At 70.3% G+C, this 17,436-nt stretch carries 13 protein-coding genes and 1 pseudogene; 9 read left to right on the forward strand and 5 right to left on the reverse strand.

Annotated features, from left to right (window positions below; all coding sequences use genetic code 11):
- Positions 1–47: 47 nt before the first annotated feature.
- Positions 48–371 carry a plasmid stabilization protein gene (locus LNW73_RS01595; protein ID WP_250988540.1) on the reverse strand — a complete coding sequence of 108 codons (324 nt, stop codon included), beginning with the start codon at positions 369–371 and terminating at the stop codon, positions 48–50.
- Positions 372–1,025: 654 nt separating this feature from the next.
- On the opposite strand from LNW73_RS01595, the pseudogene LNW73_RS01600 reads away from it, so the two are divergent.
- Positions 1,026–1,247: pseudogene (locus LNW73_RS01600) on the forward strand (protein kinase family protein); the annotation flags it as partial.
- Between the two features lie 503 nt (positions 1,248–1,750).
- Positions 1,751–4,351, forward strand: a complete 2,601-nt coding sequence (locus LNW73_RS01605; protein WP_250988541.1) for a discoidin domain-containing protein — start codon at positions 1,751–1,753, stop codon at positions 4,349–4,351.
- A gap of 173 nt (positions 4,352–4,524) precedes the next feature.
- On the opposite strand, the gene LNW73_RS01610 is transcribed toward LNW73_RS01605, so the two are convergent.
- The 3 genes from LNW73_RS01610 to LNW73_RS01620 are packed head-to-tail and all read right to left on the reverse strand — an operon-like array spanning position 4,525 to position 5,413.
- A complete protein-coding gene (locus LNW73_RS01610) occupies positions 4,525–4,890 on the reverse strand; it encodes a hypothetical protein (RefSeq protein WP_250979089.1) in 366 nt (121 codons plus the stop codon).
- Complete coding sequence (locus LNW73_RS01615; RefSeq protein WP_250988542.1) at positions 4,887–5,219, reverse strand: ArsR/SmtB family transcription factor; 333 nt, start codon at positions 5,217–5,219, stop codon at positions 4,887–4,889. The genes LNW73_RS01610 and LNW73_RS01615 overlap by 4 nt, the downstream gene beginning before the upstream one ends.
- Before the next feature lie 5 nt (positions 5,220–5,224).
- A complete protein-coding gene (locus LNW73_RS01620) occupies positions 5,225–5,413 on the reverse strand; it encodes a hypothetical protein (RefSeq protein ID WP_250979087.1) in 189 nt (62 codons plus the stop codon).
- A 184-nt stretch (positions 5,414–5,597) separates the two neighbouring features.
- Between LNW73_RS01620 and LNW73_RS01625 the strand changes: the two genes are divergently transcribed.
- The 7 genes from LNW73_RS01625 to LNW73_RS01655 all read left to right on the forward strand — a co-directional run bounded on the left by LNW73_RS01625 (position 5,598) and on the right by LNW73_RS01655 (position 15,299).
- Positions 5,598–7,730, forward strand: a complete 2,133-nt coding sequence (locus tag LNW73_RS01625; protein ID WP_250988543.1) for a discoidin domain-containing protein — start codon at positions 5,598–5,600, stop codon at positions 7,728–7,730.
- 402 nt (positions 7,731–8,132) lie between these two features.
- A complete protein-coding gene (locus tag LNW73_RS01630; protein WP_250988544.1) occupies positions 8,133–9,215 on the forward strand; it encodes an ABC transporter substrate-binding protein in 1,083 nt (360 codons plus the stop codon).
- 86 nt (positions 9,216–9,301) lie between these two features.
- On the forward strand, positions 9,302–10,948 hold the full coding sequence (locus LNW73_RS01635; RefSeq protein WP_250988545.1) for a sugar ABC transporter ATP-binding protein: 1,647 nt from the start codon (positions 9,302–9,304) through the stop codon (positions 10,946–10,948).
- Positions 10,945–11,916: an ABC transporter permease gene (locus LNW73_RS01640; protein ID WP_250988546.1), complete on the forward strand. Its 972-nt coding sequence runs from the start codon at positions 10,945–10,947 to the stop codon at positions 11,914–11,916. Before LNW73_RS01635 ends, LNW73_RS01640 begins: the two co-directional genes overlap by 4 nt.
- Complete coding sequence (locus tag LNW73_RS01645; protein WP_250988547.1) at positions 11,913–12,956, forward strand: ABC transporter permease; 1,044 nt, start codon at positions 11,913–11,915, stop codon at positions 12,954–12,956. The genes LNW73_RS01640 and LNW73_RS01645 overlap by 4 nt, the downstream gene beginning before the upstream one ends.
- Before the next feature lie 132 nt (positions 12,957–13,088).
- A complete protein-coding gene (locus tag LNW73_RS01650) occupies positions 13,089–14,105 on the forward strand; it encodes a LacI family DNA-binding transcriptional regulator (RefSeq protein WP_250988548.1) in 1,017 nt (338 codons plus the stop codon).
- Between the two features lie 72 nt (positions 14,106–14,177).
- Positions 14,178–15,299: an aldose epimerase family protein gene (locus LNW73_RS01655; RefSeq protein ID WP_250988549.1), complete on the forward strand. Its 1,122-nt coding sequence runs from the start codon at positions 14,178–14,180 to the stop codon at positions 15,297–15,299.
- Between the two features lie 70 nt (positions 15,300–15,369).
- Here the strand turns inward: LNW73_RS01655 and LNW73_RS01660 are convergent, their stop codons facing one another.
- The gene (locus LNW73_RS01660; RefSeq protein WP_285392190.1) at positions 15,370–17,154 is read right to left on the reverse strand and encodes a cellulase family glycosylhydrolase; all 1,785 of its coding nucleotides are present in this window, start codon (positions 17,152–17,154) and stop codon (positions 15,370–15,372) included.
- Between the last annotated feature and the right edge of the window lie 282 nt (positions 17,155–17,436).

The following is a 17,436-nucleotide window of genomic DNA, read 5'->3' on the forward strand; positions in this document are numbered from 1 at the left end:
ACCCCGCGATGACCGTCAGGAGCGACGTGCTCTGGATGACGCTGCGATCAGCGGCCGAGGGCCTTTATGAGTTCGGCCTTGCGCATGGAGGAACGACCCTCGATGCGGCGACGCCGGGCTTCCGCGTACAGCTGGTCGTAGGTGCGGCTGGCCGGCCCGGTGCGGGAGCTCAGGCCGCTGCGCCGCGCCGCGGGGGTGTTCTTGTGCGTGGCGCGGGAGATCGTGCGCGCCGCCGCTACCGGAGCGCGATTCTTGCTGACCGCGCGGGTGGTGACCTTCTTGGCGCGCGGTGCGCTCGCGCCGCGCTTGGCCGAGCCGGCCTTGATGCGCTCGTTCTGCCGTTTCCCCTTGGCGGTGGAACCCTGCGGCATGTCTGCCTCCTGAATATCGCGTGTGGTCGGTGCCGCTCGGTTCTGTCCGGCGGTCCCCGCCGATCGTCGCGTCCGTGGATGAGCCCGGCATCCTGAGTGACGCCATTCGGGGTCACGCCGCGAGCATGGACTGTGCCGCGACCAGCTCCCTGGGGGCGACGACGCCGACCTTCCGGCCGTCGTTGGCCGGTCCGACGGGTGGGATACCGATGTCCTCCGGTCTCCGCCATCGCGGCGAAGAACCCGACCAGTCGACGGGCGCAGGCGCCAGGATGCCTGGTCGTCACGGCCGGCCGGGCCGCTGTCGGCGGGGGTGGGCACGCGCAGGAGTTTCGCGAGCCAGGGCACCTCGGTGAAGCGGCCGGTGTGGTAGGTCCCGGCAACCGCGCCGGAGCGCGAGCGGCGGGGTGAGTGGCAGCGCGAGCGGCAGCGCGAGCGGCAGCGCGAGCGGCAGGGTGAGCCTGGCTGAGCGTTACCGCGTGGGCAGGGGTGGCGCTCGACGTCGTCCGCTTCGGACGTGAGTGCGGTCCGAGGTTCCGTCATGACCCTGGACGCCGTCACCAACACTTCCCGGAGTGGCTGACCCTCTCAACGTAAGGTCGGTGCCGTGCGCGGGATTGCCGACGCCCTGGTTCGGGCACCGAGGAGCCGTCGATGCTGGACCAGGATGTGCTGCGCTCCGCGCGCCTCGCCGGCTACGGGACCGTGAGCACTCAGCTCTCCTTGCTGAGCGACCACCGGCTCGGGGAGGTCGTGGCAGCCGCTACCCCGCTCGGGTCGGGCATCGGCGGCAGGTCGGCAGAGCTGGACATCAACGGAACGCGCGTCTTCATCAAGCGGATCCCTTTGACGGACACCGAATTGCGCCCGGAGAACGCCTGAGCTCACGGCCATCATCGACCGGCACGCACGCCCCACCGTCCTCGTGGACTCCTTCTTCCGCCGTCTGCTCACCGAGAGCAAGCAGACGCCGTTCCCGGCCGCGGAGATCGAACGGCAGTTGGGCGCCGGCGCCACGATTCCGAGCTGATCCACGCCCTCGCCTCGACGGCCCTGCCGCGTTCACAACCCGAAGACAGCGACTTTCCGGGATACCCGCTGGTCATCGCTCCGCTTCAACATCTGTCGAAAATTCTGAGCCATTTATCGTTATTCGCCGAGCTTCTCCCGGTCCCCGTTCGCACTGCGTGCACAACTCTTGACATGCAGGAAACACAGGGAGAACCATCGCGGTGTAACGGGAGAGCGCTCTCTCACGCGTGATGGCTCACCCGTGAGGACGCACCCGCATGTCGCTGCCCGCATCGCGTCGTCCGGCCACCGCACGGCCGGACGGCCACCGAGTCCTGCCCCCGCACGTGGAAACAGGAGAGTTGCTCATGCTCGCACCCCCCACCGGTCCGCCGGCGCCGAGACCGACGGCGCCGGTGAACCTGCGCAACACGGCCGTGGCGGTCATCACGGCGCTCATCGCCTCGCTGCTCCTCTTCATCCCCTCGCACTCCGCGCACGCGGCCGGCACCCTCCTGTCGCAGGGGAAGACCGCGACAGCGTCCTCCACCGAGAACGGCGGCACCCCCGCCGCGGCCGCGGTCGACGGCAACACCGGCACCCGCTGGTCCAGCGCCGCCGCCGACCCGCAGTGGCTCCAGGTCGACCTCGGCGCCACCGCCACCATCAGCCAGATAGCCCTCAACTGGGAGACGGCGTCGGCCAAGGCCTTCAAGATCCAGGTCTCCGACAACGGCACGACCTGGACCGACGCGTACTCCACCACGACGGGCCCCGGCGGTAGTCAGACGCTGGACGTCAACGCCTCCGGGCGCTACGTCCGCATGTACGGCACCGTCCGCGCCACCGGCTACGGCTACTCGCTCTGGGAGTTCCAGGTCTACGGCACCACGGGTGGCACCACGCCGCCGACCGGCGGCACCCTGCTCTCGCAGGGCAAGGCCGCTACGGCGTCGTCCACCGAGAACGCGGGCACGCCCGCCGCTTCCGCCGTCGACGGCAACACCGGCACCCGCTGGTCCAGTGCCGCAACCGACCCCCAGTGGCTCCAGGTCGACCTCGGCGCCGCCGCGACCATCAGCTCCGTCACCCTCAACTGGGAAGCGGCGTACGCCAAGGCCTTCAAGGTCCAGACGTCCGACAACGCGTCGACGTGGACCGATGTCTACTCCACCACGACGGGCCCCGGCGGCAACCAGACGCTCAATGTGACCGGCACCGGGCGCTACGTCCGCATGTACGGCACCGCCCGCGCGACCGTATACGGCTACTCGCTCTGGGAGTTCCAGGTCTACGGCACTCCGGGCGGCACCGACCCCGGTGGTCCGATCGAGGGCGGCGGCGACCTCGGTCCCAACGTGAAGGTCTTCGACCCGTCCACCCCGAACATCCAGGGCACCCTGGACCAGATCTTCACGCAGCAGGAGTCGGCGCAGTTCGGCAGCGGCCGCTACCAGCTGTTCTTCAAGCCGGGCACGTACAGCGGCCTGAACGCGCAGATCGGCTTCTACACCTCGATCTCGGGTCTCGGCCTCAACCCCGACGACACCCAGATCAACGGTGACATCACCGTCGACGCCGGCTGGATGGCGGGCAACGCCACCCAGAACTTCTGGCGTTCCGCGGAGAACCTGGCGATCACGCCGTCCAACGGCACCGACCGGTGGGCGGTCGCGCAGGCCGCGCCCTTCCGCCGGATCCACGTCAAGGGCGGACTGAACCTGGCGCCCGCGAGTTACGGCTGGGCGAGCGGCGGCTACATCGCCGACAGCAAGATCGACGGCACCGTCGGCCCGTACTCGCAGCAGCAGTGGTACACCCGCGACAGCTCGGTCGGCGGCTGGACCAACGGCGTCTGGAACATGGTGTTCTCGGGTGTCCAGGGCGCTCCGGCGCAGGGCTTCCCGAACCCCGTGTACACGACGCTCGCCACCACCCCGGTGTCGCGTGAGAAGCCGTACATGTACCTGGACGGCAACGACTACAAGGTCTTCGTCCCGTCCAAGCGCGTCAACGCCGTCGGTACGTCCTGGCCGAACACGCCGGGCACCTCGCTTCCGCTGAGCCGGTTCTACGTGGCGAAGCCGGGGGTCTCCGCGGTGACCATCAACGCGGCCCTCGCCCAGGGCCTCAACCTGCTCTTCACCCCTGGCATCTACCACGTCGACCAGGCGATCAACGTGACCCGCGCGGACACCGTCGTGCTCGGTCTCGGCCTGGCCACCATCGTTCCGGACAACGGCGTGGCGGCGGTCAAGGTCGCCGACGTCGACGGCGTCAAGCTGGCCGGCTTCCTGATCGACGCCGGTACGGTCAACTCTCCGGTGCTGCTGCAGATCGGCCCGGCCGGATCCTCCGCAGGACACGCCGCCGACCCCACGTCCATGCAGGACGTGTTCGTGCGGATCGGTGGCGCGGGCCCCGGCCAGGCGACCACCGCGGTCGAGGTGAACAGCAACGACACGATCATCGACCACACCTGGCTGTGGCGCGCCGACCACGGCGCGGGCGTCGGCTGGAACACCAACCCGTCCGACTACGGGCTGAAGGTCAACGGCGCCAATGTGCTGGCGACCGGACTCTTCGTCGAGCACTTCAAGAAGTACGACGTGGAGTGGAGCGGCGAGAACGGCAGGACGATCTTCTTCCAGAACGAGATCGCCTACGACCCGCCGAACCAGGCCGCCATCCAGAACGGCAGCGTCAGGGGCTTCGCCGCCTACAAGGTCGACGACAACGTCACCACGCATGAGGGCTGGGGCCTGGGCAGTTACTGCAACTTCACGGCGGATCCGACGATCGTGCAGGAGCACGGTTTCGAGGCACCGAACAAGCCGGGCGTGAAGTTCCACGACCTGCTGGTGGTGTCGCTCGGCGGTATGGGCCAGTACGCCCACGTCATCAACGACGTCGGGTCGCCGACGTCGGGCACCTCGACGGTGCCGTCCACGGTGACGTCGTACCCGTAACCCGCTGAGTCCCACAACCCGCCGAGGACCCGTAACCGGGTGAGTCCCGTAACCCGCCGAGTACCCGGAACCCGCTGACGGCGGGAGAACGGGGCACGGGGCGGCCCGAGAGTGGGCCGCCCCGTGTCACAGCAGAAGGAGAGCGCTCTCCCCCTATGCGCCCCAGCAGGCGCTCAGAGGGTCCGCAGAAGTTGTTCTGCGCCGGCGACCGCGAGGAGACCGGCGCCCAGCAGCCACATGGCCACCCGGGTCCGGCCCTTGCGGCTCAGTTCGATGACCACACCGCACACGATCAGCGCCGCCCCGTACACGCCCACGACCAGGACCGAGGGCTGGTCACCGAGCCGCACCACCAGCACGGCCGCCGCGACGGCCATGAAGAACGCGGCGACGACGATGCGGATCCGGCGCGCCTGCCGGGGAGTCAGCGGCCGATGGCGGAAGTCGCGGATCAGGGCGAGCCGCTCCCGCGGTGTCGCGTCCTGCCATCGCGGGCCGAGCTGCTGGCTGTCGAGTTCTTCATCGCCGGTTGTGGTCACGGGCTGAGCCTAGGGCCTGGAACGTGGCCCGCGGCCACTTCACCGACCAGTCCGGTCAGGACGCGGCGTGACGCCCGCATCAGATCGGCGACATCCCCTGCAGACAGGGAGTAGACGACGGTGTCCTTCTCACGGGTCGAGGTGACGATCCCCGACCGGCGCAGGATCGCCAGCTGCTGCGAGAGGTTGGAGCGCTCCACCTCGATCGCGGCCAGCAGCTCGCGGACCGGCATCGGCCCGTCCTGCAGCAGCTCCAGGACCCGGATGCGGACCGGGTGCCCCAGCATCCGGAAGAGCTCCGCCTTCGCCTGGTACAGCGGAACCGGCACGGCCCTCACGTCCTCTCGCCCCCGTCGGCCGCGGGGAGCTCCACACCGTGGAGCCTGGCCAGCCCCAGCGATTCCTCCAGCGCGTCGAGGGCCCCGGAGATCGCCCCGTACTCGCCGGCGTCCACCGCTGCCGCCAGGGCGGCGCGCGCTTCTGCCACCTGCCCACGGACCGCCTCGGGTGTCATCTCCGTCATCGCACCTCCCGCATGCCGCCCCCCTTGATGAGGACATGATGTACGGAAGTGAAGAATTCTTCAATTCACCCGGCCAGGCCGGTTCGCGCTCACCGCGATGGAGCGCTCTCCCCCCTTCTCACATGATGACGGCACCGCCGCATCCACCCCCATGCAGAGAGCGCTCTCACCGATTGGAGATGCCATGACCGACAGTCCCGGCACCACCCGGCCCCGCCGGAGGCCCCATCGACACCCCTGGCGGTCCCTCGTCCTGCCCCTGGTCGCCGCGCTGGTCGCGGCCCTTTCCCTGACCGCGGCCGGAGCGCCCGCGCAAGCGGCTGACGCGCTGCTGTCGCAGGGAAAGCCGGTGACGGCGTCGTCCACGGAGAACGCCGGCACCCCCGCTTCCGCGGCCGTCGACGGCAACGCCGGGACCCGCTGGTCCAGCGCCGCCGCCGATCCGCAGTGGCTGCGGGTCGATCTCGGCGCGACCGCCACGATCAGCAAGGTCGTGCTCAACTGGGAGACCGCGTACGGCTCCGCGTACCAGATCCAGACGTCGCCGGACGGCACCGACTGGACCACGGTGTACTCGACCACCACCGGCGCGGGCGGCACCGAGACCCTGAACGTCACCGGCAGCGGCCGGTACGTGCGCATCAACGGGACCGCCCGGCACACCCAGTACGGCTACTCCCTGTGGGAGTTCCAGGTCTACGGCACCACCGGCCCCACCACCCCCACCTGCGGCACCGCCAACGCCGCGCTGAACCAGCCGGCGACCGCGTCCTCCACCGAGAACGCCGGCACCCCCGCCACCGCCGCGGTGGACGGCAACGCCGGGACCCGCTGGTCCAGCGCAGCCGCCGACCCCCAGTGGCTCCGGGTCGACCTCGGCACCAGCCAGAGCATCTGCGGAGTGCAGCTGAGCTGGGAGGCCGCCTACGCCAAGGCGTACCAGATCCAGACCTCGGCGGACGGCACCAACTGGACCACGATCCACTCCAGCACCATGGGACCCGGCGCGACCGAACTGATCACGCTGTCGGGAACCGGCCGCTACATCCGCGTGTACGGCACCCAGCGCGCCACCGCGTACGGGTACTCGCTCTGGGAGTTCCAGGTCTTCACCACCGGCGGCGGCACGCAGCCGCCCCAGGACGGCGCGGTGCTGCTCTCGTACAACAAGCCGGCCACCGCCTCGACCTACCAGAACGCCAACAGCTGCACCGGCTGCACCCCGGCCAGGGCCCTCGACGAGGACCCGGCCACCCGGTGGGCGACCAGCGACACCGACGGCTGGGTCGACCCCGGCTGGATCGCCGTCGACCTGGGCGCGACCGCACACATCACCAAGGTCGTGCTCCAGTGGGACCCGGCCTACGCCACCGCCTACCAGATCCAGGTCTCGCCTGACGGCGCCAACTGGACGAGCATCTACTCCACCACCACCGGCAAGGGCTTCAAGGAGACCCTGACCGTCGACGGCAACGGCCGTTATGTGCGGATGTACGGCACCGCGCGCAGCAGCAGCTACGGCTACTCGCTGTGGACCTTCGACGTCTACGGCACCGGCGGCAGCCCCACGGCGCCGCCCGCCCTGCCGCCGAACCCCGGCAACCCCGAACACCTGGTGTGGAGCGACGAGTTCAACGGCGCCGCGGGCACCCGGCCGGACACCGGCAAGTGGACCCAGGACGTCGGCAACGGGCAGAACGGCGAGCTGGAGTACTACACCAACGGTGACAACACCGCCATGGACGGCGCGGGCAACCTCGTCATCGAAGCGCGCAAGGAGGCCAACGGCCAGTACACCTCAGGCCGGATCAACACCTCGGACCACTTCGACTTCACCTACGGCCATGTCGAGGCGCGGATCAAGGTGAGCGGCACGCAGGGCCTGTGGCCCGCGTTCTGGATGCTCGGGTCCAACTTCAAGACCGGCACGCCGTGGCCGAACTCCGGTGAGATCGACATCATGGAGCATGTCGGCAAGGTCGCGGACTCGGTCTACTCCACCCTGCACGCCCCGGCCTACAACGGCGGAAACGGCTACGGCTCGCCGTACACCCTCGTGGGCAGCGACTTCGCCTCGGCCTTCCACACCTACGCCGTGGACTGGGACTCCACCCACATGACGTTCTCGGTGGACGGCCACGCCTTCTTCACCGCGGACAAGGCGGTGGTGGAGTCGACGAGGGGTCCGTGGGTGTACGACCACCCCTTCTACATCATCCTCAACAACGCGGTCGGCGGTGACTGGCCCGGGGCTCCCGACGCCACGACCGTCCTCCCGCAGAAGATGCAGATCGACTACGTGCGCGTCTCCCAGTAGTCGGCCACCGGTACGCCCGCGCGGGCGCCGGCTGTCGGTAGGGCCCCGTCCGCGGCTGGACGGGGCCCTACCGGCAGTTCGGCATGCATCGTTGGAAAGAAGGTCCCCGCAGGACAGCAACGATGGGTGCCGGATGGCGAGTTCCAGGCCGGACACATTTTGGAAATGCGGGAACCGAACGCTTGTCGGCGCCGCGCAGCGCGTATATAACGTTGTAAAGCCGAGTGGCGGGAGAGCCTCCTCAGCCGCCGGATCACCGGTATCGGCGCACGTCACCTCGCTGTCCGGGCACCCCGTTCCCCTCGCGCGGCGGTCCGTCGGCGTGCGCGCCCCGCAGAACTCCAGGACCGGACCACGTACTGCTCGGCGGCACCGCCGTCGTACCCAAGGAGTGTCGTGAGCATGACCACCCAGAGATCCCGCACCCTCGCCGCCGCCTGTGTACTCGTCGTGATGGCCGGCCTGGCGACCGCCGGCTGCTCGAAGCAGGAGACGACCGACCAGGCCACCGGCGACACCGGCGCGGGAGCGCAGACCGTCGCGCCGACCACCGCCGCCGCGGGCACGGGCTGCACGCTGCAGAGCTACGGCGCCACCAAGCTGGACCTCAAGAACGCGGTGGTCGGCTTCTCCCAGTCCGAGAAGGAGGCCAACCCCTTCCGGATCGCGGAGACCCAGTCGATCAAGGAGGAGGCCGCCAAGCTCGGCGTCAAGAAGCTGCTCACCACCAACGCCCAGTCCCAGCTGCCCAAGCAGATCAGCGACATCCAGGACATGCTCTCCCAGGGCGCCCAGCTGCTCATCGTCGCGCCGCTCAACTCCGACGGGCTGGAGCCGGCGCTGCAGGCCGCGGCGGCCAAGCACGTCCCGGTCATCACCATCGACCGCAAGCTCAACGCCACCGCCTGCAAGGACTATGTGGCCTTCCTCGGCTCCAACTTCGTCGAGCAGGGCAAGCGCGCGGCCGACGCGATGATCAAGGCGACCGGTGGCAAGGGCAAGGTGGCGATCCTGCTCGGCGCGTCGGGGAACAACGTCACCACCGACCGCACCAAGGGCTTCGTCGACCAGCTCAAGGCGCAGGCGCCCGGCCTGGAGATCGTCGCCCAGCAGACCGGCGAGTTCGCCCGCGACAAGGGCCAGCAGGTGATGGAGCAACTCATCCAGTCCAAGCCGGACATCACCGCCGTCTACGCCGAGAACGACGAGATGGGCCTCGGCGCGGTCACCGCGCTCAAGGGCGCGAACAAGAAGCCGGGCAAGGACATCAAGATCGTGTCGGTGGACGGCACCCGCAACGCCGTCCAGGCGCTGGTCAACGGCGAGTACAACGCCGTCATCGAGTCCAACCCGCGCTTCGGGCCGCTGGCGTTCGCCACCGCCCAGAAGTTCTTCGGCGGCGAGGGCATCCCGGAGAACGTGATCATCTCCGACCGGGCGTACGACGACAGCAACGCCAAGGCGTCGCTGGGCGGGGCCTACTGACCGGGCCCCGGCCGTGCATCGGGCCGCCCCCGCACCGGCGCGGGCGGCCCTGACCCCACCAGCTCCCCCCCCGGAAGGCCACGACCATGGCACCATCCGAAGCCGTCGAGGCGGCGTCCGTGCCGGCCGGCACCGCGGAACCACCCGGCGCCCCGGCCGTGTTGGAGGCCGTCGGCGTCAGCAAACGCTTCCCCGGCGTGGTGGCGCTCGACAAGGTGTCCTTCGCCCTGCGAGCCGGTGAGATCCACGCGCTGGTCGGCGAGAACGGCGCCGGCAAGTCGACGCTGATCAAGCTGCTCACCGGGGTCCACCGCCCGGACGGCGGAGAGTTGCGGCTCGCCGACGCCCCGGTCTCGTTCCACCGCCCCTACGAGGCGCAGCAGGCGGGGATCTCGACCATCTACCAGGAGGTCAACCTCGTCCCGCTGCTGAGTGTGGCCCGCAACATCTTCCTCGGCCGCGAGCCGAAGAACCGGTTCGGCCTGATCGACTTCCCCCGGATGCACCGCGAGGCCGCCGGGCTGCTGACCGGCTTCGGGGTCAGCGCCGATCCGCGCCGGCCGCTGCACACGCTCGGCGTCGGTACCCAGCAGATGGTGGCCCTGGCGCGGGCGGTGTCCGTGCGGGCCCGGGTGGTCGTGATGGACGAGCCCACGTCCTCGCTCGAACCCCGCGAGGTCGAGACGCTCTTCCGGGTGATCGGCGAGCTGCACGACCGGGGCATCGCCATCGTCTACGTCAGCCACCGGCTGGACGAGCTGTACCGGATCTGCGACCGCGTCACGGTCCTGCGGGACGGCAGACACGTGCACACCGGCGAGCTGCGCGACCTCGACCGGATGCGGCTGGTGTCGATGATGCTCGGCCGCGAGATCGCGGAGGTCCGGCGGCACGGCACCACCGGTTTCGGCGAAGGGCACCGGGCCGAGCGCCGCCCCGTGCTCACCGCGACCGGACTGACCAGTGGGCAGGTACTGCGGGACGTCGGCCTGGAACTGCATCCGGGCGAGGTCCTCGGCCTGGGCGGACTGCTGGGCTCCGGCCGCAGCGAGACCGCCAAGGCCGTCGCCGGGGCGCTGGCGCTGGACGGCGGCACGATCAGCGTCGGCGGCCGCACCCTGCGCCGGCTCACCCCCGCCGCGGCGATCAGGGCCGGGATCAGCCTGCTGCCCGAGGACCGCAAGGCGGAGGGCATCGTCCCCGGTCTGTCGGTACGGGAGAACATCGTGCTCGCCGCGCTGCCCCGGCTCTCGCGCGCCGGGATCGTCTCGCGCGGGCGGCAGGACCGCATCGTCGAGGTGTTCATGAAGCGGCTGCGGATCAAGGCGTCCAGCCCGGAGCAGAAGGTCGGCGAACTGTCCGGCGGCAACCAGCAGAAGGTGCTGCTGGCCCGCTGGCTCTGCCTGGAGCCCAAGGTCCTGCTGCTCGACGAGCCCACCCGGGGCATCGACGTGGGCGCCAAGGCCGAGGTGCAGGCGCTGATCGACGACCTCGCGCAGGAGGGACTGGCCGTACTGCTGATCTCCTCCGACATCGAGGAGCTCATCGAGGGCTCCGACCGCATCCTCGTCCTGCGCGGCGGCTCGGTGGCCGGTGAACTGACCGGCGACCGGGTCGAGGAGAGCGAACTCCTCGCCGTCCTGGCCGATGAGACAGCTGATGAGACGGCCGGCGGGACGAAGGAATCCGTGGCCCCCGAAGAACTCGCGGCCCCCAAGGAGGACCGGCGATGACCGACGTCCCGATCACCCTCGCCGCCCGCGGGTTCGACAGGTCCCGGGTCACCGGGCTGCTCCAGCGGTACGGCGTCTACGGCGCCGTCGCCGCGCTCCTGCTCTTCAACGCGGTCTTCACCGACCACTTCCTGACCGTCGACAATCTGCGCACCCAGCTCGTCCAGGTCTCCCCCGTCGTCATCGTCGCGCTCGGCATGGCGCTGGTCATCGGCACCGAGGGCGTCGATCTGTCGGTCGGCTCCACGATGGCGCTGGCCAGCGCGCTGCTGCCGCTCTACCTCGGCTACGGTCTGGCCCCGGCGCTGCTGCTCGCGCTGTTCGCCGGCGTCGTGGTCGGCCTGGTGAACGGCTCGCTGGTCGCGCTCGTGGGACTGCAGCCCATCGTCGCCACCCTCGCGCTCTTCGTCGGCGGCCGCGGTCTGGCGCTGGTCATCGCGGACGGACAGCTCAAACAGATCCAGAACCGCGACCTGTTGGGCCTGGGAACCGACAGCCTGCTCGGCATCCCGCTGGTCGTCCTGATCGCCGGGGTGCTCGCCGTCGTCATCGCGTTCCTCGTCCAGCGCACCACCTTCGGGCGGCAGCTCGTCGCGGTCGGCGGCAACCGGGCCGCCGCCGCGCTGGCCGGTCTGCCCGTCAAACGCGTGCTGATCGGCGTGTACGTGCTGTGCGGTGTCCTGGCGGCGCTGGCCGGCGTCCTCGCCACCGCGCGGCTGACCGCCAGCGATCCCTCCGCGCTCGGCAACCTGATGGAGCTGTCCGCCATCACCGCCGTGGTCGTCGGCGGCACCCCGCTGACCGGTGGTTCGGTGCGGGTCCTGGGCACGGTGACGGGCGCCCTGCTGATGCAGCTGCTGCACGCCACCCTGGTCACCCACAATCTGCACGACTCCACCGCCCAGATGGCCCAGGCGGCCATCATCCTCGTCGCCGTCTATGTCGCCCGGGAGCGTCGATCCCGATGAAGTCCCTCGCCAAAGCCACCTCCGCACCCACCGTTCCCCGTCAGGCGGTCCCGGCGTACACCGCCGGCCCGACCGCCCGCCCCACCGGCCGGCAGCGCGCGGCCGAACTGCTGCAGCGGCAGGGCGTCCTCGCGGTCCTGCTGCTGGTGGTCCTCGTCTCCTCGTTCGTCTTCCCGTCCTTCGCGAGCCTGGACAACGCGCGCGGGGTGACGGTCCAGGCGTCCTTCCTGTCGATCGTCGCCCTCGGGATGACGCTGGTGATCGTCTCCGGCGGCATCGACCTGTCCGTCGGTTCCGTCTTCGCGCTCGGCGGGGTGCTCGCTGCCTGGGCCTCGCAGTGGGGCGTGCTGCCCGCGCTCCTGGTGCCGCTCGCCGTCTGCGGGGCGATCGGGGCGGTGAACGGCCTGCTCGTCGCGCGGGCCGGCATGGCACCGTTCATCGTGACGCTGGCCTCGCTGCTCGGCGCGCGCGGACTGCTGCTCGCCCTCACGCACGAAGGCGCCACCACCTATCTGGTGCCGCGCGGCTCGGCCTTCGCCGAACTGGGCGGCGGCAGCCTCGGAGGCTTCGGATACCCGGTGTTCATCGCGCTGGCGCTGTTCGCGGCCGGCGGTCTGGTGCTGCAGCGCACCTCGTTCGGCCAGACCCTGTTCGCGGTCGGCGGCAGCAGCGACGCCGCCACGTTGATGGGTCTGCCGGTGGCCAGGACGAAGGTCCTGGTGTACGTGCTGAGCGGGCTGCTGGCCGGGCTCGCGGGCGCGCTCAACGCCGCCCGGCTCTCCTCGGGCGTCACCATCATCGGCGTGGGGATGGAACTCGACGCCATCGCCGCCGTCGTGATCGGCGGCACGCTGCTGGTCGGCGGCGCGGGCTCGGTCTCCGGCACCCTGTGGGGCGTCCTGCTGCTGGCGGTGATCCAGAATCTGATCAACCAGATCGGCTCGCTGAACTCCTCCTACCAGTCGGTGGTCAGCGGCGGCTTCCTGATCCTCGTGGTGGTCGCCCAGCGCTATCTGTCCGCGGCCCGCCGCAGTACCTGAACCGTCCGGCTCCGCCGCAGGTCGTGGACCGGGCGGAGCCGGAACCAGCACACTGGGGCCGGAAACCGCCGGGTCTCAACCGCCGGGCCCGACAGCCCGGATCTCGACAGCTCGGCCGAAGGAAGGACATTCGTGGGCGCCAGCCTCAAGGACGTCGCGCAGCTGGCGGGCGTTTCCATCAAGACCGTCTCGAACGTGGTCAACAACTATCCGCACGTCACCCCCGGAATGCGCGCGAAGGTGCAACGGGCCATCGACGAGCTCGGCTACCGCCCCAACCTCACCGCCCGGCATCTGCGCAAGGGCCGCACCGGAATCATCGCGCTCGCCGTCCCCGAGCTGGGCAACCCGTACTTCGCGGAACTCGCGGGCGCCGTCGTCGACGCCGCCGCCCGGCACGACTACACCGTCCTGCTCGACCACACGGCGGGGGAACGGCAGAAGGAGATCCTGGTCTCGCAGGGCTTCCGCGCCCATGTCATCGACGGCCTGATCCTCAGCCCCATCGAGCTGGAGGCCGCCGACCTGCTGGGCCGGACCGACGACGCCCCGCTGGTGCTGCTCGGCGAGCGCGAGTACGACGCCCCCTACGACCAGATCGCCATCGACAACGTCTCCGCCGCGCGCACCGCCGTACGCCATCTCACCGGGCTCGGGCACCGGCGGATCGCGTTCCTCGGCGCCCGCAGGGAGAGCGCCAGGCAGCCCGCCCACCTGCGGCTGCGCGGCTGGCGGGAGGAGCTGACCGCCGCCGGACTGCCCTGCGACGACTCGCTGGTGGCCGCCACCGACGGCTACGGCCGGGTCGACGGCGCCGCCGCCATGAACGCCCTGCTGGACCGCGGGGAGCGGCCCGACGCCGTCTTCGCGTACAACGACCTGATCGCGATCGGCGCGATGCGCGCGCTGACCGACCGCGGGCTGCGGGTACCGGACGATGTCGCCGTGGTCGGCTTCGACGACATCGAGGAGGGGCGGTTCTCGACCATCGCCCTCACCACGGTCTCCCCCGACAAGCAGGCCATCGCCCGGCTGGCGGTCGAACGGGTGGTGGCCCGGCTCGCGGGCGCCCCCGACCTGGTGCCGGAGCGGATCCAGCCCGGCTACACGCTGGTGGCCAGGGAGTCCACCGCCCGCCGCCCCTGCTGACCGCGGTCGCCCTTCCCGGGCACCGCCTGCCGCGTAACCGTCCTGGCACCACACTCTTCCCGAGGACTCACCATGCCCCGACCCGCAGCGCACCGTGAACCGTTCGGCGTCACCCCGGACGGCCGGGCCGTCGACCGCTGGACGCTGCGGTCGACGACCGGAGTCACCGCCGAGGTCCTCACCTACGGGGGCATCCTGCACGCCCTCACGGTCCCGGACCGCGCGGGCCACAGCCGTTCCGTCGTCCTGGCACTACTGCCGGACCTGGCCGGCTACGCCGCGCCGAACCCGTATGTCGGCGCCCTGGTCGGGCGCTACGCCAACCGCATCGCGGGCGGCCGGTTCACCCTCGACGGGCAGGAACACCACATACCGGCCAACGACCACGGGCACGCCCTGCACGGCGGCCCCGAGGGTTTCAACAGCCGGGTGTGGCAGGCGGAACCGGTCGGAGACGGCGCCGACGTACGGCTGACGCTGTGCAGCCCCGACGGCGACATGGGGTTCCCCGGTGAGCTGACGGTGACGGCGACGTACGCGCTCGACGACCGGGGCACGCTCTCCGTCACCTTCGAAGCCGTCACCGACCGGCCGACCGTCATCAACCTCACCCATCACGCCTACTTCAATCTGGCGGGAGCGGGAGCGGGTGTGAGGACTGGGGCGGGAGTGGGCGTGGGGGCCGGGGCAGCAGCGGGCGCTGTGCTGGACCACTGGCTGAGCGTCGGCGCGGACCGCTATCTCCCGGTGTCGGCGGACGCGATCCCGCTCGGGCCGGCCCGGGAAGTGACCGGCACGCCCTTCGACTTCACCGCACCGCGCCGGCTGGGCGACGGCCTGGCGAGCGACGATCCGCAGCTGAAGGACGCCGACGGATACGACCACTGCTGGGTCCTGCGCCCGCCGGAGGGCCCTGACGGTCTGCGGTCCGCCGCCCTGCTGCGGGATCCCGGGTCAGGACGGGAGCTCCAGGTCTGGACGACCGAGCCCGGCCTCCAGGTCTATACGTCCAACCACCTCGACGGCTCGCTCAGCGACGCCGAAGGCAATCGCCATGAACGGCACGGCGCCGTCTGCCTGGAGACCCAGCACTTCCCCGACTCGCCCAACCGGCCGTCCTACCCCACGACCGTGCTACGACCCGGCACCGCTTTCCGCAGCCGCACCGAGTTCCGCTTCCCGCACCTGCGCTGAGTCTTGGTGGGTGGTCCCGTGGGGCGGCGGGTGCGCCGCCCCACGGGACCGGTCAGGAATGCCGATCCGGTCAGGACGCGGTACAGGTCAGCGTGGGAGCCGTGTTGGTGCCGCTCCAGGTGCCCTGGATTCCGAAGGAGGTCGACGCGCCGGGAGCGATCACGCCGTTGTACGCGAGGTTCGCGGCGCTCACCCCCGTACCGGACTGCTGGACGGCCGCGTTCCAGAAGCTCGACACGTGCTGCCCATCGGGCCAGGTCCAGTTGACCGTCCAGGACTTACTGGGAGCTGTCCCCGAATTGGTGACGGTGACAGTGGCGTTGAAGCCCGGTGTCCACTGGCTGTCGACATGCCAGCCCGCCACGCACCCGGAGCCACCACCCCCGCCGGGGGCCGTGGTGGCGGTGACGGCACCGGACGCGGGCGAGGCGTTCCCGGCCGCGTCATGGGCCTTGACGGTGTAGACGTACGCGGTCGACGGGGTCAGACCCGTGTCGGTGTAGGTGGTCCCGGTGCTGCTGCCGGCCAGTGCGCCGCCACGGTAGACGTCGTAGCCGGTGACGCCCACGTTGTCGGTGGCCGCGCCCCAGGACAGGGAAGCGGTGGTGCCGGTGGTTCCGGTGACCGCGAGGTTCGGGGGCGCGCCCGGCGGCTGGGTGTCGCCGCCTCCGCCGCCGGAGCCGAAGGAGGGCGCCTTGATGCTGCTCAGATAGGCGTCCTTGGCGGTGTTGACGGTGGTCCAGTCGTCGTTGAGGATCCCGCCGGTGTCACCGGAGTTGGGGTTCCATGACCAGAAGGTCCACTGGAAGGCGTCGCCTCCGTACTGGGCCGTGGGGCGCAGATACTGCACGAGTGTCCTGAGCCAGGTCTGGTCCACGGAGGACTGCAGGGTGGTGCCGAACTCCCCCAGCCAGACCGGGGCGGTGTTCTGCTGGAAGAGATAGCCCCAGTTCTTGTTCCAGATGCCCGCCATGTTGTTGGGGAAGGTGGGGTCGCTGAACCAGGTCTGGGCGAAGACGCTGGTCGCGTAGTCGTGTGCGGAGTACACGAGCCGGTTGGCGATGTTCAGCCGGACCGGGTTCTGGCCGGCGCCCTGCAGGTTGCCGCCCCACCAGTACGAGTCGCCGTTGTAGGTCTGGATGCCCTCGACGAAGACGAGGAGGGACGGGTTGGCCGCGAGCACCGCGTTCCCGCCGCGCTCGGCCGCCAGCCGCCAGTCGACGGAGGTGTCGCCGCAGCCCCAGCAGGCCGGGTCGTGGGGTTCGTTGTGCAGATCGATGCCGATGACGGCGGGGTTGCCCCGGTAGCGGGTCGCCAGCGCGGTGAGGTCGCCGATCCAGGTCGACTCGGGGACCGCTGCGGTGTACCAGAGCGCGGACTGGGCGCTGGAGTCGGGACGGTGCCGGTCCAGGATGACCTTGAGGCCGATCGTCCCGGCATAGTTGACGATCTTGTCCATCACCTGGAGCGACGTCAGGCCCGGGAGATCGGCGTTCATCCCGCCGGAGGTGTTGATGCCGTTCGGGACGGTGCCTTTGAAGATGTCGTCGCTGTACGGCAGCCGGATCGTGTTGTAGCCCAGCGACTTCATCTGGTCGATCATGCTCTTGCAGTCGCGCGACCAGAGGCCGTGCGGCACGTAGTTGGCGGTCTCGAATCCGAACCAGTTCACTCCGGCGATCCGGACCGGCTGGTTGGCCGCGTCCAGGATCTGCCGTCCGCTGGTGTGCCAGTAGCCCGCTCCGACGGCGGATGCGTTGGCCACGGCTGCGGCGGGCTCGGTACGGGCGGGTAAGGCGGTGTCGGCGGCCTGCGCGCCCTGGGTTCCGGCGAGCGGGATGAGCAGCGCGGCCATGACCGCGACGGTGGTGCCGGCCGTGCGCAGTCGGCGCAAGAGATGGAGCACGTCCCTGTTCCTCTCTGACGGTTCAGCTCGGATGGTGCGGCTCTGGTGGTGCGGCTCTGATCATTCGCGCGTGGGAGCGCTTCCACTCTTCTCGGAACATCACCTCCGCAATACCCGTCGAGGGACTGGCCAGAAGCAGGGATCTGCGGCACGATTCCTTCAGTTTTCATAGCCACGAATGACCACCACGGCCCCGCGCCATAGAAGCGACGCCCGCAGGCGGCGTCAAGA

It is taken from the genome of Streptomyces sp. RKAG337 (genome assembly GCF_023701715.1).
Taxonomy (GTDB): domain Bacteria; phylum Actinomycetota; class Actinomycetes; order Streptomycetales; family Streptomycetaceae; genus Actinacidiphila.